Here is a 22870-nt window from a genome sequence, read left to right as displayed (position 1 = left end):
GATCTTATTTATTGGTAATGTTTGGTTCTTTTTTGATATAATCCCACCAGTTCTTTTTAAGAAAAATGATACAAACAATTAATATTGCAATACACACCAGCATGGGTAGGGTTTCATGCAGAATGAGGTATAAAGGAATGACAACCAGTAAAGTTTGGCCAAGGGTTCCCACGACTATATTGATCATGTCACGGCTAAACCCGTTATTTCTGGTGAAATTTGGATCTTCAGCGGTAATTTCGCGGTGTATGGGTCCCCAAAAACCCCAGGGCCTTGTATTCTTATAAAAATCTTTGAGCAAAGCTCTATTGGTTGGCGGGGCAGAATAAGTTCCTATAATACTTCCGGCAATTGATATTAAAAGGATGATAGGGAAATAGTATAGATCCAGTGTATCTGTAAAAATCGGGAAAATAAGGGCCGGGATTATTCCTGAAAGCATCCCCCAGAAATATCCTTCTCCATTGAAGCGCCACCAGTGCCATTTTAAAACATTGGATACTACATAACTTCCGTAAAGCGCGGAAACGATCCATTGCAGAATTGAATTTACATCCTGTACAAAAAAGCCAAGCACAATACTTATTAAAACCACCACTATACCGCTACTGTAGTTCATCAACTTAATTTTAGAAGATGTAGCAAGCGGATTTTTATATTTTAAGTAAATATCATTAACAATATAGGCCTGGGCAGCATTTAAAGTACCTGCAAATGTTGACATAAATGCAGCAAGTAAACCGGCAAGCAACAAGCCGAGTAATCCTACCGGCACAAATTGTTCTATGGCAGCGGGCAAAACTTTTTCAAAGTCTATAACTCCCGCTGTACTCAGTTTTAGATCTTCATAAAAGAGTATTCCTAAAATTGAAAATCCTCCCACCATAAGATAACGGGTAGGTATAAGCGCAGCTATAGAAAACGCACTCATTTTTGCAGCTTCCAAAGGGGATTTTGTAGAAAGGATTTTCTGCATGTCATAATTTGGGGCGGGGCCTGCAATACTGGAGAGAATACCTTTAAAAACCATGAGCATAAAGAAGATTCCGAAAAGGGAATATCCATCTGAAGCGATTTTGGTATTAACATCGCTTATAATTCCAGACCAGTCCATATTTAGCTCCCAATCGAAGAATGGATTCATCCAGCCATCTGGCACATTAAGTGTGTTTTCTCCCATAGCCTGCCAGGCAATTACCGCGATGGCAATAGAAGAAATGGTCATAATTCCATATTGAAGTACATCTGTCCAGACAATACCAGACATTCCACCCAATACCGAATAAAACACGGCAAAAAGCGTAAAGATTATTCCGTAGAAATGAGGCAAGTAAGAAGGAGGAACGTCAAAAGGGATATAAACGGAAACAATATCCCAGGGAATAAATATTTCTACAAATTTACCCAACCCAATAAAGCCGTAGGCCAGGAAACCAAGACAACTTAAAATGGCGAAAACCACTATTATGGCGTGAGACCAGCGGCCACCGCGCCCGCTATCAAATCTAAACAAGATCCACTCTGCTCCAGTGGTTACATTAGACCTTCTAAGCCAGGCCGACAGATAAACCATAAGAAACACCTGGTTAAAAACCGGCCAAAGCCAGGGAATCCAGATACTTTTAAAGCCATAAACAAAAGTTAATGTTACAAGCCACATTGTTCCGGAAATGTCAAACATACCCGAGGCATTGGAAAGACCCATCATATACCAGGGAAGGTTTTTGCCTCCCATTAGGTAATCATCTTTACTTTTTTGGGCTTTTTTTCTAAGCGCAAGGCCTATTAAAATAGTTCCGGTAAGGTAAAGTAAGATAATAAGTATATCCAGGCCTTGTAGCATAAATTGAAATTGGTTAGTAGTTAATTTTGCTGATTTCTTTTAAAAAAAGTATTTCCTCCAGGGCTTCGAATGCTTTAAAATCTTCCTCTGCAACATCGCCTTTATAGGAAGCAAAATAATGATCTGGCCGGGCATTACGCCATACCAATACCCACGCAATACCGGAATCTTTAATTCCGGGGTAAAGCGCTTCGGTCCACCATTCGGCATTCATCCCAAATTTATTGTTTCCGCTTTCGGTAAGTGCATAGGGTTTATTGCTGGCAGTTGCTTTGTTCTTTAAAATTTCCAGATTTTGCTTAAGGCTTTCCGTAAAGGCTTCATCTCCACTATGGTTGTAAATATCTATTCCTAAAACATCAACAAATTCATCTCCCGGATAATATTTATTAAATTCTTCTATAGAGCCTACGGTATTTGGTGAATAGGCATAAAGTAAATTGTGCACCTGATTTTCCTGAAGCAATGCAATAGTTTCCCGCCACAAGTTTTTATAATCTTCATTACTTACAATACCTTCTCCCCACCAAAACCAGCTGCCGTTCATTTCGTGATATGGTCTAAAAACTACAGGGATGTAATTCCCCTTCTCATCTTTTAGTGACTTAAAAAAATTTGAAAGCTGCTTTATCCATAATTCAAATTTTTCACGTTCCCCGCCGTTTTTCAGAATTTGAGATACGGCAGTTGCTGTATCCCACGAATCACCACCGGTTACCGGATTATCAAGATGCCAACTCATTGTAATAACACCCCCTTTTCTATTTATTTTTTTTATATGCCTTCGCATGAGATCAAAAGAAACCGTATCAAGATTTGTAGATCGACCTAATTCTATATGTCCAAGATCGAAACCGTGAACAGCCGGGAATTTTCCGGTAATTTTCTTTACATCACTATTCATCTTTTTACCATCATCTTTCCAGTTTACCCCATAGGCTGTTGCATCTTCATGCCCAAAAGCGATCCCCTCTTTAGCGATATCCTGGATTCTTTGATATAAGATTTTTGTCTCTTTGGTGGCTTGTTTATCTGCAAGCTGAATTTTATCAAAATCAATATCCTTGGCTGTTTTACACGAAAAAATAGATAAACCGAAAACTAGCAATGTCAGGATTTTGATTAATTTATTCATTGAAAAGATTATTTAATACTATAGATCTGATTAAATGATTTAGGATTTACTAAATCTTATTTTATATTTAACCCATCCAATTAGTGATTGCATTTTTTAAGTAGTCAGTTGTTAAGGAATTCCAAAAATAATACGCTTCAATTTATTAACTTAATATGATTTTGTCATTTATTGATGAAATTTTCTCTATTCCGAAAGTCCTTTTATTATGAATAAAGATATACATCGCGAAATCACACCTTTAGCTCCTGAAGACAGTTTCCTAGTTTTTGACCGAATTAAAAACGATTTTGATTTTCCAATTCATTTTCATCCGGAATATGAACTCAATTTCGTCCTAAACGGCAAAGGAGTAAGACGGGTGGTTGGAGATAGTATGGAAGAAATAAGTGATTTAGAACTGGTTTTGGTAGGACCCAATATTCAGCACGGGTGGCAGTTACATAATTGTAAGAGCGATAAGATACACGAGATCACCATACAGTTTCATGACGATCTTTTTGATACGAGATTACTTAGTCGCAGAATTATGAAACCTATAAAAGATATGTTTGAGCGTTCTGCACATGGCATTCTATTTTCAGAGAAAATCTCTACTGAAATAAAACCCAAGCTTCTTAAACTCTCCAAAATAGATAGTATAGATTACTTTCTGGAGTTAATTTCTATTTTGCATGATCTTGCTACTTCCAGGAATCAGCGCCTATTATCAACTTACACTTCGAACAATAAAGATTTTGAAAACAGCGATCAAATAAGGATAATTTACGATTACGTCCAGGAAAATTATCATAATAAAATTTCCCTGGCTGAGATTTCTGAACTCGTTAATATGAGCCAGGTTTCATTTAACCGTTTTATAAAAAAGAGAACCGGAAAAACCTTTATTGAATATATCAATGATACCAGAATTGGTTATGCGGCGCGCTGGTTAATAGAAAAAGATCTAAGCATTGCAGAGATCGCTTTTAAATGTGGCTTTAATAATATTGCCAATTTCAACCGGGTTTTTAAAAAGAGTAAAAATTGCACCCCTAGTCAATATCGTGATGAATTTAGCGGGATTAAACGAGTACTATAAAACAATCAAACTATGAAATATTTTTACAGATCATTTGGCTTTCTTGTAATATTACTTTTTTCTTGCCTGGAAATTGCTGCGCAATCTTCAAACTCAGCTGTGGCACAAAACGGGCAACTCTCAATTGAGGGCACAAAGCTTTTGAATGAACAAGGTGAACCTGTCCAGTTAAAAGGTATGTCGTTATTTTGGAGCCAGTGGCAACCGCAATATTATAATTCTATAAGTATAGATATTTTGAAAGCGGATTGGAATGTCACCGTGGTACGTGCCGCAATGGGGATAGAGCATGGCGGATATCTGGAAAATCCCGAAATTGAAAAGGAAAAAATATTTAACGTGATAGATGCAGCTATTGCCAATGGCATATATGTTATTGTAGATTGGCACGATCATAATGCTGAAGAACATACCGCAGAGGCTAAAAAATTCTTTGCTGAGGTAGCTAAAAAGTATGGTGATTATCCAAACCTTATCTATGAAACCTACAATGAGCCATTAGACGTTTCCTGGGATGAGGTTTTAAAACCCTATCACGAAGAAATTATAGCAGAAATTAGAAAATTTGATACCGATAATATTATTGTTTGCGGAATGCCTAACTGGTCCCAGGATGTAGAGGAGGCAGCAAAAAATCCAATAAAGAAACAAAATATTGCATATGGCCTTCATTTTTATGCGGGCACACATCAGGAAGGACTTATGCATAAAGCAGAAGAGGCGATAAACGCAGGGCTTCCAATTTTTGTTACCGAATTTGGAACTACAGAAGCCGATGGTGACGGAAAGGTTTATAAAGAAGAAACGCAAGAATGGATGAGATTTATGGATACACACAATCTTTCCTGGTGCAACTGGTCTATAGCCGATAAAGACGAAGCTTCGGCAGCCCTATTACCCGGTACGCTGCCATCAGGACTAAAAGAACATAAAAATATCTCAGAATCGGGCTTATTTATTAAGTCTATTTTAAGAACTTCATCAAAGAAAAATTAAAGTATTAGATTGTAATTTCTACAGTTAGGTTTTATTTACAAGCCTAAAAAACTAGAAATCTCACAAAATTGTATTGCTTTATCTACCTAAATCTCAATAAGTCTGACTTATAATTTTCTGATTAATAAATGTAAATCATAAACGGAAAAAATATTATCATTAAATGATAAAATACTATTAACACTTTCTTAACCTATAGTGTAATTTTGAATATGTTAGATTTTAGGCTTATTATTTTAAATACTGCAACAGGAGTATTTAAAAATTACTAAAACCTTAATTGTTAAAATCATATTCAAATTAGTATTTATGTACAAACTTTTACTTAATTCCTGCTATAGTTTATGGAGCTATAGCAAAATTTTACTGGTTTTGCTGTTTTGCTCTGCCGCGCAGCTTAGCCAGGCACAGGAAACAGTTACCGGTACAATTACCGACGAGAACGGCATGCCACTTTTGGGCGTAAACGTCATAGAAAAAAACACCAGCAATGGCACTACCTCAGATTTTGATGGCAATTTTGAAATAACCACTGGAGAAAATGCAATATTGGTATTCAGTTTTGTAGGTTTTGCTACCCAGGAAGTTGAAGTAAGCGGTGGTGAAAATTTAAGTGTCACGCTTTCCGAAGATGCTTCCAGTCTTGATGAGGTGGTAGTAATAGGTTACGGCTCTCAACTTCGTGAGAATATAAGCGGTTCTGTATCTAGAATAGATGCCGAGGCTATAGAAAATATTCCGCAAGTAAGTGTAGACCAACTTATGCAGGGTCGTGCTGCAGGGGTAATGGTTACTAAAAACTCAGGCCAGCCAGGTAGTGCAGTTTCAGTAAAAATAAGAGGGGTGAACACTATTACAGGTTCCGGCGAACCTCTTTACATTATAGATGGAGTTCCAATTTCCGGAGATTCCCAAAACATTTCAACAAGTGGCCGCTCGGTTGCAGATGGAGGTATTGGAGCAGGTAGTGGATCTACAGACGTTAGCCCGCTCTCTTCCATAAACCCAAATGATATAGAATCTATAGATATTTTGAAAGATGCTTCTGCAACTGCAATCTATGGTTCGAGGGGTTCCAATGGGGTAGTAATAATTACTACTAAAAAAGGTAAAAAAGGAAAAGCAAAACTAACCTACAATACCTATGCGGCTATCCAACGTCCTACCAATAAAATAGATGTTATGAATCTGCAGCAGTATGCTCAACTTCAAAATACCATCGGAGAAATTTATGGATTGGATGAGCAAATTGAATTTCTAAATCCAAGTCTCCTAGGGCCTGGTACAGATTGGCAGGCACAAATTTTTGATGATGCAATGCAGCAGAACCATGAGCTTTCCTTTTCGGGAGCAAGTGAGGATATAAATTATTTTATTTCAGCTTCTTATACAGATCAGGAAGGTACTGTAATTGGTTCCGGATTTGATCGGGCAACAGTAAGGGCCAACATTAATGCTAAAATTAATGACTGGGTTAAAACCGGAGTAACTTTAACCGGAAGTAGAACCAACGATCAAATTACACTTAACAATGCCAGTAATGGGTTAATATCACTATCGCTTTTGAATAATCCTGCTACGGCCGTTTATAATGCCGATGGTTCTTTTGCAGGGCCACAAACCCCGCAGGAAATCGCTTTTGCCATTAGAAACCCTATCGCTGAAGCTTTAAATATTGATAACACCCTTACCCGAAACAGACTTTTTGGTAATTTATTTGCGGAATTCACACTTCACGAAAACCTAAGTTTTAGATCTGAATTTGGTGGCGATTTTGGATATAACCAAAGTGACCGCTTTCAACCGACCTTTAGCTATGGAGCTATTAATCGTGGAGAAAACATTCTTAATGTAAGAAGGGAAAGCAATGATTTTTGGGTAATCAAAAACCTTTTGACCTATAATAATACCTTTGGTGATAAGCACGATCTTACTGCACTGGTAGGTCAGGAAGTGCAGCAATCTACCTGGGAAGGAGTAATTGCCCAGGATGGTAATTTTGTAGGAAATGATGTCCCTATTTTGGGTACAGGTAACGCTAACGATTTCACCGATCAATATCAGGGTAGTAATGCTCTCGAATCTTATTTTGGTAGGGCTATTTATTCTTTCGATAATAGGTATAATGTAACAGCTTCTATTCGTGCAGATGGTTCTTCAAAATTTGCAGAAGGTAATAAGTGGGGATATTTTCCCTCTATTTCAGCTGCGTGGAGACTATCCAACGAAGCTTTTATGAGCGATGTAGAGGCTATTGAGAATGTTAAACTATACGGTGGTTATGGTGAAGTTGGTAATCAGGCAATTCCAAACTTCGCTTACGGAGTTAGTTTAAATACCATTAATACAGGAATGGGAACTGGCTTCGAATATGCTAATTTCGGAAATCCCGATTTAACCTGGGAGTCATCTACACAAACCAACTTAGGTCTGGATTTCACTATGTTTGAAAACCGACTTAGTACTACTGTAGAAGTTTATAATAAAGTATCTAAAGACTTCTTATACCAACTTGCCGTGACCGATTTTGTTACCGGAGGAAATTCTCCCGGAGCAATTACGGCTCCCTGGGTAAACCTGGGCGAAATGGTAAATAGAGGGGTAGATCTTACTTTATCTTATAAAACCCTAGGAAACTCTGATGTTAACTTTAGTTCTACTCTTACATTATCAAGATATAAGAATGAAGTTACAGAACTTTTGGGCGACTTAACCATTAATGGAGATATAAGCCTAAATGATTCAAATCAAAACATTACCTTAACAAGAGTGGGAGACCCTGTGGGAATGTTCTACGGATATCAGGTAGAAGGACTTTTTAGAACTACTTCAGATTTCGAGGGTGCAGCGGTTCAATTTGGAAGACCGTTTGAAGATGCACTGTTTAGCACAACCTGGCTTGGAGATATAAAGTACCGCGATATAAATAACGACGGAGTAATAGACAATGATGATAGAACTGTAATTGGAAACCCTCATCCTGATTTTACTTTTGGATTTCAAAACTCTGTAAGTTATAAGAATTTCGATCTTTCTACATTTCTACAAGGATCTTATGGAAATGATGTTTTCAACGCCGTAAACCGAACCCTAACGGCCGCTAATGCTTATTACGTTAATCAGTCCCCTTCAGTATTAGATTACTGGTCGGTTGATAATCCAGATGCATCAGCCCCGAGGCTGGCAAGAAATGATACTCCAAACATTAATATTTCAGACAGATATATTGAAGACGGATCTTATTTAAGAATTCAGAATGTTACTCTAGGATATACCTTTTCTAATGATCTATCAGGAAGAATAGGTTTGAATAAACTAAAAATTTATGGTAGTGTTCAAAACCTGTACACCTTTACCAACTACTCAGGTTACGACCCTGAAGTAGGATCTTATAATCAAAATGCCTTATTAATGGGCTTGGACAATGGACGCTATCCTTCTCCGAGAACTTTTACCCTGGGACTTAATGTTGAACTATAAAAAATATGATGATGAAGAAACTAAATAACGCTAAAATTATAGCGATAGCAGCATTACTTTTATTTTTCCCTTCTTGTAGTGAAGAATTTTTAGAAAGGCCGCCAGAAGATTCTTACAGTGTAGCAGATTTCTATAAAACAGACGATCAGGTAATATCTTCAACCAACCACCTATATTCCAAACCCTGGTTCAATTTTATTAGTAACGTAGCCTGGGGGATTGGAGAATTAAGTTCGGGTAATGGAAGAACCTGGGATCCACGAAATGCAGATTTTGGTAATTTTGCCATTACCGGTGAGCATGGTACTTTAACACAGGCCTGGGAATCTTTATATGCAGTAATAGCGCAATCTAACAGTCTTATAAATACACTACCCACAGCTGTAGGGGAAGACGTTTCTGTGGAGGTAACCAACAATGCCATTGGAGAAGCAAGATTTGTTCGGGCTACCGCATACTTCTATTTAGTTAGAATCTTTGGTTCTGTTCCAATTATTGCAGATAACACAGAGTATGTATTAGAGCCTGTAGTTCCAAGAAACCCCGAGGAAGATGTATATGAATTTATAAAAAGGGATTTGATGTTTGCTATGGAAAACCTGGACGATAATACCAGGGGGTCAAATTATGAAGAGAACGCAAGGGTTTCCAGTGGTTCAGCAAAAGCCATGCTGGCGAAAATCTATCTTTACGAAGAGAATTACTCAGAAGCATATAGACTGGCAGATGAAGTTATTAATTCAGGAGAATTTAAACTTTATGGTGGCGATGCTGAAGATGGCGATCCTTCAGGTAGTTATTACGATCTTTTCTTAACCGAAAATGATAATAACCCAGAATCTATTTTTGCATTACAGTGGAGTACTTCCGGACAATATGCAGAAGGAAATGGGTTACAATCACTTTTTGCCCAGGCAGGTATTACTGGATTTTCAGATGGATATTCAGCCATTGGACCTTCTTTAGATTTACAAGAAGCTTATGAAGATAAGGAAGAAGATCTACGTTATTATGCCACAATTATGGACCCAGGTGCTGTATATCCAGATCTTAACGATGGTTATACGGTTTCAGAAAATGTAAACCACCAGGGAACCAATGTCGGGATTAAAAAATATGTAGTAGGTAACGCAGCCTCTAATGGCGGCGGCGGAATGCAAAGCTACCCCAACAACACCTATATTCTAAGGTATGCAGAACTTTTGCTTATTCACGCTGAAGCAGCCCTTATGGGAGGCGGTTCAGTTGCAGAAGGGACAGAATCTTTTAACAAGGTTAGAAGAAGAGCGGGGCTTGAAAATATAGAAAACCCTACAATAGATGATGTCTTCCAGGAACGCAGAATCGAATTAGCTTTTGAGTTCGAATTCTGGTATGATGTGGTAAGACGCGGGCCAGATTTCGCGATAAATTTCTTAGCACAAACAGAACGAGGAACTTTTAATAACGATACCACACCTCCTACTGTAGCGTCTGAAACTTTCACCCCAAATATGGATGATCTATTGTTTCCTTACCCAAGTAACGAAACACAAAACAACCCGGCTTTACTAGAGGCACCGGTACCTTATGATTTTGATGAGGAATAATAAAATTTTCAATAAAAATATTATGAAAAATCTACAAATTAATTTAAAAAACCGTCTCGGTCTGCTTTTGCTGGTATTCTCAGCAATCTTTACAGTCTCTTGCGATAGTGAGTTTGATGTTGAAGAAACTGAAGGAGGCAATGCGCCACCAGTAATTACCAGTGTTAGCGAAGCAAGAGAAGATGTTCCCGTAACACAAGGTACTTTAGAAAACACCTATATTATAAGAGGTGAAAACCTAAGTTCTATAATAGGTATATATTTTAATGGGGAACGAGCAAGTTTCAATCCGGCCCTGGGCACAGATGAATTGGCTTTTGTTACAATTCCAGAGACAGCTCCTTATGTTGGGCAGGATAACATTATGTTGGTAGAAAACCTTAGTGGTACTACAGAATATGATTTCTCATTATTAACGATTACAGATTTTACTGAAAGTACTACTGAAGCCGGTGAAAAAACAGTAACTCTTATTGGAGGGGATTTTACAGAAACATCAGCAGTAATATTCGCATCGGGTAGCGAGGAAGAAGGAACACTAGTAGAGCGGGAAGCCGAAATTCTATCGGTGAACGAAACCGAAGTTACAGTAGCAGTTCCTGATGGAATTGAGCAAGCATTTATACACCTGGAAACTTCCAGAGGTGCTTCTGCCCAATCAGATTCTTATGGCTTTAGCTATTCCATTTATATAGACGAGCTTAACCCAGATTGGGAAATGAGCCAATGGGGCGGTACTTTTGATGTACAATCTACCGAGCAGGCCTTAGGTCAATATTCCATTAAGAGTGTTAGAGAAGCCTGGTCTGGATTAACATTCCTGGCTCCAAATATTCCGTTCAATGAATATAGCGATATAACTGTTTCTTTATATGGAACAGGAGATCCCGGGGAAACCGTAAACATCGCTATAAACGATTTTGCAGGCCAGGTAACAGTAGAACTTATTCCCGGAGAATGGACTAAAGTTGTTATTCCATTGGCAGATTTCTTTCCTAATGGAGGAGCTCCCGCAGTAATAAACAGGATAGATTTCCAGGAATCTTCTAATACCGGAAAAGCACAGTATGTTTTCTATGTAGATGACTTTGGTTTTCTATAGACTCAATGCTGATTATAAATGCTCTTAAATAAAATATGAAACTGATAGACTTTGGAACTGTTCACTTAAAACTGGATAGTTCCAAACTGGAGGTTCCATCTGAAATTTCATAATAAAATAACCACAGATGAAAAAACTATACTATTTACTCTTAATTGTCATAATAGCAGGCTTTAGTGCTTGTGATAATGACGATGATATTTATCCGCAATTAGGAGATGATCCAAGAAATTTAAGCGAAGTAATTGAAGAAACACAGGATTTATCTACGCTTTCTCAGGCTTTAAACGATGCTGGACTGGATTCTACCTTAAGAAGTACATCTACCTACACAGTTTTTGCGCCAAATAATGCTGCATTCGGTGAGGTCGATCTGGGAGGGCTTTCAGAAGAAGAGCTAACAAACACTCTGCTAAACCACGTGCTTAGCACGACCACTGCCGATTTCTCATCTACTCTAGCTACCGGTTACATCCCTACAATGGCTACAGGACCTGAAGGCAATAACCTAAGCCTTTTTATAAATACCGATGGTGATGCCAGCTTTAACGGTATGGCCACTTTGGTAAGTAATTCTTTTGATATTGGAACCACCAATGGGGTTTTACATCAAATAGATGCGGTTCTTTTACCACCAACGGTTTTTAATCATACTCAAGCTAACCCCGATTTTTCTATGCTTGCTGAAGCTATTGAGCTCGCCGGATTGGACGAAGCTTTATCAACTACCGATGTAGAGAATGAACTTTATCCATTTACGGTCTTTGCCCCTACAAATGCAGCTTTTGAAAATTTCATGATGCAACTTAACGGAGCTTTTGGTTGGGAAAACCTTAGCGATATCCCTGCTGACATCCTGCAGGAAGTTTTAGAACATCATGTGGTTTCAGGAGCTAATACCTTATCAGCGGTCATCGCTGAAACCGAGCAAACAACCCTTCAAGGAGAAACTCTAACAATTAGTGCTGATGCAGTGATATCTGATGCTAGTTACACTAATACCAATTTTACCACCACCGATATACAGGGCATAAATGGCGTTGTACACGGTGTAGATAAGGTGCTATTGCCAGAAGATGTGTTTCAACAAATTTTAGGAGCTACGCTAAACCTTAAAGAGCGTAGTGAAGACAGGGGATATTCTTCCTTTCTAGCTGCCGTTGAAAAAGCTGGTTTAACTAGTATTTTAGAAGATGAAGAGCAAGAACTAACAGTATTTGTGCCAAATAACGATGCCTTTACAGCCTTGTTTGCACAAATTACAAATTTTGAAAGCCTGGATGATTTTGAATCTGAAGAGGAATTGGAAGCATTGGCAAATCTATTGATGTACCACCTGCACGAAGGTAATTTAATGAGTAGCCAACTTACAGATGGTGGAGAAATATCTACTTTATACGATGATGTTTTCACAGCAGATCTAAGTGGGGAAAATGCAAGATTAAGACCTTCTTTTGCAGAGGCGATACCTTCAGGGATAAGTGCTGCAAATATCGGAGCAACAAACGGTTTAATTCATGAGATTAATAGGGTTTTAATACCAAATGATCTCGTTGCCGTATTAGGAATTCCTTCAGATGAAGGTGGTAAATGTCCGGTAGGAGATGAAGAACTCGTTTTCTTCAACTGGGATGATAAAGGTATTTATTGGGGTAATGTGGCACCAGAAAATGATGCTGCCTTAAGTCCTGATGGTAGTAGCTACGGAAGAGCTAATTTCCAGACTGGAGGAACCGGCTGGCAGGATCTTTTCTGGAGAAACGGTGGCACCCTTAACGGGGGAGATATTGTCGGCGATAATCTGGAAGATTATGTATTGAAGTTCGATATCAATGTGATAGAACCATTTAGTGAAGGAATGTTTAGAATTAGATTTAATGATTCGGATGGCGTTGATGCTTTTTACGACTGGCAACCCTGGAATGATACCGGAGAGCCATTTACTACAGATGGTTGGGAAACCGTTGAAATTCCACTTTCTGCACTAGGAGTACCAGATTTTAGCCTTATAGATGCTGAATTTGGGATGGCCTTTGAAGGTGCCGATGTTTTACTGAATTTCGCTATTGATAATGTGCGTTTCGATACTCCAGGCTGTGGTGGCCCGCAGCCGGTGGCCAATACTGAAGCTGTATTTTTTGACTGGGATGGCAAAAACCCTTACTGGGGAAGTGTAGAAGCAGAAAACGATCCATCTATAAGCCTTGACGGAAGTAATTACGGAAGAGCTAATTTTCAAACCGGTGGAACAGGTTGGCAAGACCTTTTTTGGAGAAATGACGATACTTTTTATGGAGCCGATATGGTAGGTGCAGATTTAGATGATTATGATCTGAAATTCGACATCTATACTTTAGAACCCATAAGCGAAGGAATGTTTAGGATCAGGTTTAATGCATCATCTGGAGTTGACGCTTTCTATGATTGGAATCCTTGGAACGAAACGGGAGAAGCCTTTGATACTGGAGGAAGCTGGACTACCGTTAGTATTCCTGCATCAGTTTTAAATCAGCCTGATTTTAGTTTGGTGGACGCAGAATTTGGGATGGCTTTTGAAGGCGCCGATGTGCTACTCAATTTTGCTATCGACAATGTTCGATTTGAGGAACGCTAAAACACTTCAGATCAAATTAGCCAATATTCCCTGGGATTAATTTTTCAGGGAATATTTTTTACTGCCATTATAAATTTTAATAAAAATGAAAACCAAAATTTACATATTATTAGCTTTACTTTTAAGCTTAAACAGCTTTGCCCAGAAATTTGAGGAATTGGCACAAACTCCGCCTATGGGGTGGAACACCTGGAACAAATTTGGTTGCGAGGTAGATGAAGATCTTATTAAAGAAGCTGCAGATGCTATGGTTTCTAGTGGAATGAAAGATGCGGGCTATGAATATATTGTTATAGACGATTGCTGGCACGGGGAACGTGATGAAGATGGATTTATTTCTGCCAATAAGGAGCGTTTTCCATCTGGAATGAAAGCCTTGGTAGACTACGTTCATGCAAAAGGATTAAAATTTGGAATTTATTCTGATGCAGGAGGTACTACTTGTGCTGGCAGACCAGGAAGCCGGGGCTACGAATATCAGGATGCCTTAACTTATTCTCGTTGGGGTGTGGATTATTTAAAATATGACTGGTGTGATACCGACGGACTCAATGCCGAGGGAGCTTATACAACTATGAGAAACGCTTTATATGAAGCAGAACGACCTATAGTTTTGAGTATTTGCGAATGGGGACAAAATGAGCCATGGGAATGGGCACAGGATATTGGCCATCTTTGGAGAACCACTGGCGATATCTATAACTGCTGGGATTGTGAAGAAGATCATGGCGACTGGTCTTCGTGGGGAGTACTTCAAATTCTTGATATGCAGGAAGGAATTCGTAAATATGCAGGCCCGGGTCATTGGAACGATCCTGATATGATGGAAGTTGGAAATGGAATGTCTACCAGCGAAGACCGGGCACATTTTAGTATGTGGGCAATGCTTGCCGCTCCACTAATGGCCGGAAACGACCTAAATTCCATGAGCAAGAAAACTATAGAGATTCTTACCAATAAAGAAATGATTGCGATTAATCAGGATTCTTTAGGTGTACAAGCCTTTAAATACCAAGCTGAAGATGGTTTGGAAATCTGGGTGAAGCCTTTAGCCAATGGAGATTGGGCTATTACTTTTCTTAATCGTTCAGACAATGAAAAAACACTGAATTTTGATTGGAAAAAACACCTTATTGAAGACCCAGATTTCGATTACACTTTAAACTTTCAGCAAGAAGAATTTCAAGTGAACGATATCTGGGCTAATAAAAACTTAAAATCTACCAGGAAAGAGCTTAAAACCATCGTGCATCCACATGATGTCTTGAGTTTAAGGCTTAGCAAGAAGTAACATCTACTAACTAAAACCTATTTTAAATGAGGACGAAAATTAAATAATCTTCATCCTCATTTTTCTAATTCATTTCCTTCAACCTATCTGCTACGTGAGTTAAAGCTCTGTAATTATGATAAGTTGCTTTCCAAATATGTCCTTTTAAAGCAGTTTTGGCATCCGGAGATTTATCTAAGCCCCATTCATACCAGCCACCGTTTTCTTCATCCATCATATAGGTTTTCGTGTAACTCCATAATTCGTCAAAATATTTTCGGTAATTCATTTCATCCTCTGGGAATTTCTCAGTCATAATTAATAAGGTATTTAAACCTTCCGCCTGGGCCCACCAGTTCTTTTTATCGTTTACCGTAGTAATTCCATCTTCTCCCTCAAAATAATATCCACCATCATAAAACCCGCCTACATCAGCATCCCAACCAGTTTTTAAGCTGTGATCTACCATTCTTTTCGCTATTTGTAAGGTTAGGCTATCATTTTTTAAACCCAGTGCTGCGGAAGCGTCAAGCATTAAAAAGGCGGTTTCCACATCGTGCCCGGCAGAAACATGGTCCAGGTAATAATGCGTTTCGATTTCTTCTTTAGACTTATCCTTAAAAGTTACAGGGGTCCAGTCTCGCTCAAAGAACAGGTTCATATAATTATCTTCATTTACAATAGTTTCTCGGATTATCACCAGTAATTCTTCTAAACGTTCTTCTAGAAGATCATTAGGCCAAACCCGGTATAATTCAGTGAATGCTTCAAGTAGATGTATAGAACTGTTTTGATCTTTATGCCCAATATCTGAAGTTGAAGCCATTTTCGCTGCTCTTTCTATAGGCGTTCCGTCCATTTCCATATGCTGAAAATATCCTTTATACTTTTTGTCGTGGCTATGTTTTTCGAGCCAGTTAAAAGTTTCTTTTGCCAAGTCGAGTGCTTCTTCATTTCCTGAAGCATCATAATAGGCCGCCAGACCGTAAATAGCGAAAGAATTTCCATAAGCGGTTTTAGACTCACCTTCTTTAATAATGGGTTCCCCCTTTTTATTTACCAGGTTATGAAATCCGCCATTTTCTTTATCCCATAACACGTCTCTGAAAAACTCAAATCCGTGCTCGGCATTTGCCAGATATGAGGAATCTTTTGGGTTTCGTTCGGCCGCTTTAGCATTCGTCCAGATATGTCGCGCTTGGGTTACCACCATTTTGTCATGTTTTTCTCCCAGTTTAAAGTCGTGCGTTACTTCACTATAATAACCCCCGTCTTCCTTGTCGATCACTAATGGATACCATCGTTGTAATAAATCTTTGTTTGCAGCAGTTTCAAACTCGGTAATCAGTGCTTGATCCGGATGATTTTGTAGTTCTTCTCCATTGTCTTTCCCAGATTTTTCTGATTTACAGGCGATCAAAACACTTAAACAACAAATTAATATTATAAGCTTTTTCATTGATGACTTTTAATACAGTTAAATTTTAATATTGATAATTTAAAGATAGAATAAAAGCCCTGTTTTACACAGTTTTGAAAAATTCATACAATGAATTGACAAAATAGTATAAATCCTTATAAACCTATCTCCATAGTTTTATAGCTAAATCTTTTAAGAATGAAATCACTAGTACTCGCCTCTTTAATTTGCTGTTTTGCAATCTCATCTTCCTTTGCGCAGAATGTTGGAGACAGTCTTAGAATTAACGAACAGGAATATTTGGAAATGCGTGGGCTAAACGTAATGCTTGCGCACGATTTTTACCCGGAAAGTCATCAGGGCGGCGTTGGAATTATCCAAAATGGAATCAGAGTCGCAACCAATGGCGATTTAAGGTTGGAACCTACACCGGGGCAGTGGCAACCCGTTCCAAAAGTTGGGGAACGCGTTGTAGACAGGGAAAAGAATACTATTAGTGTGAAAATGGCTTATCCCGATGAAGCCAAAAACCGAAAAGGCTTTAACCCTATTGAATATCCCGACCTGGAATTTTCCTATAACTTAAAAATAATTCCGCAGGGAAAATCTTTTAAAATCATCGTAGACCTTGACGAAGCCTTGCCAGAAGAATGGATTGGAAAAGTTGGAATGAATATAGAATTCTTCCCCGGCTACCTTTTTGGCAAATCCTATTATATGGATAACGAATTTGGCCTTTTTAACCGACAGGCAAATGGACCCGGATCCTATGACGGTGAAGATGAATATCAAATTGAACCAATGGCCACAGGTAAAGAACTTACTATAGCACCTGGGACACCAAAACAAACTTTACGCATTGAAAACCTAAGAGGAAATCAGTTACAGTTGATTGACGGCCGGGCTCAACATAGCAACGGCTGGTATGTTGTAAGGTCTTTGGTGCCCTCAGGCGCTACAAAAAATGCCATAGAATGGCTTATTACCCCAAATACTTTAGAAGATTACACATATGAGCCCGTGGTGCAAATTTCCCAGGTGGGTTATCATCCGGGACAGGAAAAAATTGCGGTTATAGAGACCGATCAAAATCACACTAACCTGAAAGAAGCCAAATTATTAAGGCTTGATAATAAAGGTGGTTTCACGGAAATTATTTCAGAAGATCCTTCAGAATGGGGTGAATTTCTTAGGTATAAATATTATCAGCTGGATTTTACAAATATCGAAGAGCCCGGGATGTATGTGGTAAAGTATGGCGATTATACTACCGAAGCTTTCCAAATTAATAAGGATGTTTACAAACGTGACGTTTGGCAACCCACTTTAGAATATTTTTTACCGGTGCAAATGTGCCATATGTTAGTAAACGATAGGTATAAAATCTGGCACGGCCGCTGCCATTTAGATGATGCAAGAATGGCCCCCGTAGATACCAATCATTTTGATGGCTACCTGCAAGGCCCCGAAACCCTTACCACTTTCGAACCCGGAGAACACGTTCCCGGACTTGATGCCGGAGGTTGGCACGATGCCGGCGACTTTGACCTTAGAATAGAGTCACAAGCTTCTACCATTCAGGGACTTTCCCATATTTACGAGATTTTTCAGGAAGATTACGACAATACCACGATAAACCAGGAAACAAAAACGGTAGATATTCTAAAACCCGATGGAAAGCCAGATTTTCTTCAGCAAATTGAACACGGAACCATTCATATTGTAAATGGCTATAAATCTTTGGGCAGATTTTATCGCGGGGTAATCGTCCCCACTTTAGATCAATATGTTTTGCTGGGAGACCCGGTAAATCATTCTGATGGAGAAACTTATAAAGAAACGGAAACTTCAGCAGAAATTCCTTTAGGACAGGAAGGCGCGCCAGATGATCGTTGGGTGTTTACCGAAGAAAATCCGGGTAGGGAATTGCAAAGTGCTGCGGCACTGGCTGCGACTTACAGGACGCTAAAAGATTTTAATCCAGAACTTGCCGAAGATGCTTTGGAAATCGCCAAACAAACCTGGAAAAACACGACCACCGATAATCCGGTAGATAAACTCAGTTTAAGTGTAGAACTTTTTAAAAGTACTTCGGAATCGAAATATGAAGAATTCATTACTGAAAACACTGATATTTTCTCAGAAAATATTTCACAAACCGGCTGGGTTCTCGCGCCGGTTTTTGATAAAATCCAGGATGAAAATTTCAGAAATAAAATAAAAACTGCCGTAGAAAATTATTTTCAGGAAGTGGAAAAACTTGGGGCGCAAACCCCTTATGGAATGCCTTACGAACCGGATATTTGGGGTGCCGGTTGGGGAATTCAGAATTTTGGGATGAAACAGTATTTTTTACATACCGCTTTTCCTGATATTTTTCCAAAGGAATATATGCTGAATGCACTTAACTTCGTTTTAGGTACACATCCCGGTGTAAATACTTCTTCTTTTGCATCGGGAGTTGGTTCGCGCTCGTTGACCCAGGCGTATGGAATGAACCGTGGGGATTTTTCTTTTACTCCCGGCGGAATTGGTTCAGGTACGGCATTGATTCGACCTGATTTTCCGGAATTACTGGAATGGCCATTCCTTTGGCAGCAGACCGAATATGTATTAGGCGGCGGCACTACAGATTACCTGTTTTTAGTGCTGGCGGCCGATAAATTGTTAAACGAATAAACTCTAAAAATGAATAAAATCTACTCTCTCTTACTACTATTACTAGTTCTAAATATTTCCCCAATCCTCGCTCAGGCCGAATTTACCACCTGGGGGAATATGACCGGAATTCGGGTAAACAATCAGTTAATGGAATTCAATTCCAGCCTGGTTTTGATGAAGTCTGATTGGGATAACGCCTGGATAACCCGAAAAGAAGGGCAGAAAATCGATTTTGAAAGAAATAAGGATACAAAAATTTTCAGTTATAAAATGGATAGTACCCAATGGGTGCAAAGCATTAGCGATGTAGGGGAAGGAAAGGCTAAATTGAAAATCGACTTCAAATCTCCCGATTCCCTAGCGCTTATTGGAGCTTTTTTCAGAATAGAATTACCTCCAGTCTTTGGGAGTGAAACAAATTTTGAATTTAAAAACCCAGAATCTATTTCTGGAAATGATTTTTCCGGAAATTTAGGTGGATTATACAATGCCCCGGCCAAAGGTTTGTTAGTAAGTTCTGCTTCGCGGCAGCTGCAAATAGATTTTGAAAAACAAACCAATGTTATTATTAGAAAAAATGAAGACGGAACATTTCAATTAAATTTTGAAATCGCTTCAGGCGAAATCCCTTCAGGGAAAAATTTCAGCAATACATTTAGCATTGAAGCTACAGGGGATATCGATGATTCTGTAGTTGAATTAAAGGTTTTTCCTGAACAGGAAGGAAAGAAATTTGATGGCATTGGCGGGAATTTCAGGTTACAAAATCCAACAACCGATCCGCAGGTGATAGATTACAGCCTAGAAAACCTTAGGGTGGCTTGGTCTCGCGTAGAAATGCCCTGGAGGGAATGGCATCCAGATGCTGCTAAAGATCCAATTGAGGAGGCTAAAAACGGGAATCTGGACCCGAAAGTGGAAGACGCTATGAAAATGGCACAACGGCTTGACGAAAAAGGGATACCAGTAATCCTGGCTGCATGGTTTGCACCGCGTTGGGCAATAATTGGTGAACCTTCCAGCGGAATTGATATGGATGGAAATCGCGGAAATCTACTTGACCTTGAACGTAAAGAAGAAATATATGCATCCCTTACTTCCTATATTAAATATCTAAAGGACGAATATGGGGTCAAAACAGTGATGTTTTCTTTTAATGAGGCTGATTTAGGTATTGATGTGAGGCAGACGGAAGAAGAGCACAATGAAATGATCAAGGAACTGGGTGTTTATTTCAGAGAAAACGGGCTGGAAACCGATTTTCTTCTGGGCGATACCGCCGATGCCAATGGCTGGGATTTTACCACCGAAGCTTCTACCGATCCTGAAAGCAGGCCTTATATTGGAGGTGTATCCTTTCATTCCTGGAGAGGGTGGACCGATGAAAACCTTACAAAGTGGAACGATATTTCCAACCGCGTAAACAAACCACTCTTTATTGGGGAGGGAAGTATTGATGCCGGTGCGTGGCGTTATCCGCAAATTTTGGAAGAACCTACTTATGCCCTGGATGAAATTGATGTGTATTTAAAGATCCTGAATAAAGCTCAACCTCTAACAATTTTACAATGGCAACTGACTGCTGATTATTCGCCAATGTCTGGTGGCGGAATTTTTGGGAACGATGAGGAAGAACTGCATCCTACGCAACGCTTTTTCAACCTTCAGCAATTAGGAAATACCCCAAAAGGTCTATTCGCACTCCCCATAACTACCAGCAACGAAGCTATTACCCCCGCTGCATTGGGAGATAAGGATAAAGGCAGCTATGCCATTCACCTGGTTAATAAAGGCGCAACCCGGGAAGTAAGCCTAACCGGGCTTCCAGAAGGTATTAGCGGGCTTAACGTTTACCTTACTAATATAGAAAGCTCTAATGAATTAATAGAAACGATATCAGTAGAAAATGGTACGGTAAACTTTGAATTACAAGGAGCAGGGTTTACTAGCTTGATGACTGAATAGCAGAAACCAAGGTATCATTTTAAATTAGGTCCCATCGATCTAAAAAAGGGGCCAGATTTTACTCCCGATATTAATCTGTGAAGTCTAACCCCTGGTATTTTGCTTTTCTACTTTCCAAGATAGTATCCCAAAAAAAGAATAGAATAAGATTTTTCGCAATCCACCCAATTTTATACTCAAGGATATAATTTAATCGAGCAATCATCTTCCAGTATATTTTTTCTAGGTTATAGAATAAATTTCTCTTTTGTCTACATTCAATCCGGCTCTTAAATAGCTAAAAAAAATAATTTGATGGAGAGTATTTCTTAATTAGTAGTGGTAAATAGCGGAACGCTACTGAGAAATTATCAAAGATAGATTTTTCAAAAACAATAATTTGATCCTATTCACACGGCGGAAAGAACTGTTAAAATCACATCTTAATAGTAATAAACAAGAGCTCTTAAAAAATTTTAATGCTTTAAAAATCAATCGTTTTTTTATCTAATTTCCGTCTTCGAAATTCTTAACCAAGACTTCTTCAAATTGCCGATAGAATTACTTTTGAGTTAATATCCAAAGTAGGTGAATTTAGCCAAATTCTAGAATAATTAGTATTCAAAAAAGAGGATGAAATTGATTAAGAAGTAAAAGATTTTCAAAATCAACATTCACTTAATTTTATCCGAGATGAAAAAAAGCCAATTAAGATTAAAGCCAATCTTACTCTTATTCCTATTCATTCTATTTTCCTGTAGTTCAGATGAAGAAAACGAAAAACTATCTCCTTTTTCTACTGATTCTTGTGAATTAATAACCCCAACACCAGATAGTCTAAGGTTTAAAGCGATTTATGATAAGCCTATGATTATGCTGCCTGAGAATCATATTTTTTATTCCAATGAAAGAATGGATATTGAATGGAGCTTACCCGGAGATTTATGGAATACAGAAATACAATTTATAGAGACAAATGCTCCTTATAGTTGTGATTATTATTATTTATTTCACCAACTTAATAATGATGGGTATGGGTACGGCAATCAATATGTTCATTATTACAACAGTCCTCAAAGCTTATCATTCCAGGATTCAATATTCGTGAGTTATAGAGCGAGATCTACCGATGTTAAGATGGTAAAGGATTATAGTTTATGGACAGAGGTAAAATCATTTACTATTGTACCAACTTCATTTTTGAATAAGAAAACCGTTTCTGATACCTATAATTTAAACTTCGTTACAGAAGAGGTAAATCACTTTTATTATTCAGGAATTACTACAATTCCCAACTACAGACTTATAGATATCGCGGATTCTAATGATATTGCATACGAAAAAATTAGAATAGTAAATATTGTAGGTTTTACAATTACTTTTAAAACTTTCAGGGAAAATGGGCAAAATCCTTTTGAAAGAATTATGATAGGATACGATGAAAATATAAATCCAAATGAAACTGTGTATCCATTTGATGTGATTGGTGATGCCTATCCTGGTTCGTTCGAGGAAAGCCCAATGACGGGAACTTTATATGGCAATTTAGATCAGAACATAGCCGCTGATATGAAAAATTATGCCTTAAAGATTGCTTATGCCCTCGAAGACATAGTTGGCTCTCAACACCAATTAGATATAGACTTAACTTTTGAGATATATTATGAAGACTAAATACCTTTTCTAAAAAATGTTGTACCTATGTTGTACCCAGTAAAAAAAGAAAGCCATTCAA

13 protein-coding genes are annotated in these 22870 nt (G+C 38.4%); 10 read left to right on the top strand and 3 right to left on the bottom strand.

Annotated features, from left to right (window positions below):
- Positions 1–4: 4 nt before the first annotated feature.
- Entirely contained in the window at positions 5–1843 is a 1839-nt protein-coding gene (locus tag FG27_RS09980) for a sodium:solute symporter family protein (RefSeq protein ID WP_037318590.1), read from the bottom strand.
- 13 nt (positions 1844–1856) lie between these two features.
- A complete protein-coding gene (locus tag FG27_RS09975; protein ID WP_037318588.1) occupies positions 1857–2978 on the bottom strand; it encodes a glycoside hydrolase family 26 protein in 1122 nt (373 codons plus the stop codon).
- 208 nt (positions 2979–3186) lie between these two features.
- Here FG27_RS09975 and FG27_RS09970 point away from each other — a divergent pair, with 208 nt between their 5' ends.
- The 7 genes from FG27_RS09970 (at position 3187) to FG27_RS09940 (ending at position 15131) form a co-directional block, all read left to right on the top strand.
- Positions 3187–4059, top strand: coding sequence for an AraC family transcriptional regulator (locus FG27_RS09970; RefSeq protein ID WP_037318586.1), 873 nt, complete (start codon positions 3187–3189; stop codon positions 4057–4059).
- 12 nt (positions 4060–4071) lie between these two features.
- Positions 4072–5055 (top strand): glycoside hydrolase family 5 protein, encoded by a 984-nt coding sequence (locus tag FG27_RS09965; RefSeq protein ID WP_051935814.1) that lies wholly within the window; start codon positions 4072–4074, stop codon positions 5053–5055.
- A 309-nt stretch (positions 5056–5364) separates the two neighbouring features.
- Entirely contained in the window at positions 5365–8535 is a 3171-nt protein-coding gene (locus FG27_RS09960; protein WP_037318583.1) for a TonB-dependent receptor, read from the top strand.
- Positions 8536–8540: 5 nt separating this feature from the next.
- Entirely contained in the window at positions 8541–10124 is a 1584-nt protein-coding gene (locus FG27_RS09955; protein WP_197051683.1) for a RagB/SusD family nutrient uptake outer membrane protein, read from the top strand.
- Positions 10125–10146: 22 nt separating this feature from the next.
- Complete coding sequence (locus tag FG27_RS09950; protein ID WP_156101222.1) at positions 10147–11226, top strand: hypothetical protein; 1080 nt, start codon at positions 10147–10149, stop codon at positions 11224–11226.
- 127 nt (positions 11227–11353) lie between these two features.
- Positions 11354–13840, top strand: a complete 2487-nt coding sequence (locus FG27_RS09945; protein ID WP_037318574.1) for a glycan-binding surface protein — start codon at positions 11354–11356, stop codon at positions 13838–13840.
- Positions 13841–13925: 85 nt separating this feature from the next.
- Positions 13926–15131, top strand: coding sequence for a glycoside hydrolase family 27 protein (locus FG27_RS09940; protein WP_037318572.1), 1206 nt, complete (start codon positions 13926–13928; stop codon positions 15129–15131).
- 64 nt (positions 15132–15195) lie between these two features.
- On the opposite strand, the gene FG27_RS09935 is transcribed toward FG27_RS09940, so the two are convergent.
- Complete coding sequence (locus FG27_RS09935) at positions 15196–16569, bottom strand: AGE family epimerase/isomerase (RefSeq protein WP_037318570.1); 1374 nt, start codon at positions 16567–16569, stop codon at positions 15196–15198.
- A 159-nt stretch (positions 16570–16728) separates the two neighbouring features.
- Here FG27_RS09935 and FG27_RS09930 point away from each other — a divergent pair, with 159 nt between their 5' ends.
- The 3 genes from FG27_RS09930 (at position 16729) to FG27_RS09920 (ending at position 22809) form a co-directional block, all read left to right on the top strand.
- Positions 16729–19209 (top strand): glycoside hydrolase family 9 protein, encoded by a 2481-nt coding sequence (locus tag FG27_RS09930; RefSeq protein WP_037318566.1) that lies wholly within the window; start codon positions 16729–16731, stop codon positions 19207–19209.
- A gap of 9 nt (positions 19210–19218) precedes the next feature.
- Positions 19219–21156, top strand: coding sequence for a hypothetical protein (locus tag FG27_RS09925; protein WP_037318564.1), 1938 nt, complete (start codon positions 19219–19221; stop codon positions 21154–21156).
- Between the two features lie 672 nt (positions 21157–21828).
- A complete protein-coding gene (locus tag FG27_RS09920; protein WP_037318561.1) occupies positions 21829–22809 on the top strand; it encodes a hypothetical protein in 981 nt (326 codons plus the stop codon).
- The last annotated feature ends 61 nt before the right edge of the window (positions 22810–22870 follow it).

The sequence above is a fragment of the Salegentibacter sp. Hel_I_6 genome, assembly GCF_000745315.1.
Lineage (GTDB): Bacteria > Bacteroidota > Bacteroidia > Flavobacteriales > Flavobacteriaceae > Salegentibacter.
This window is presented reverse-complemented; position numbering and strand designations above follow the sequence as displayed.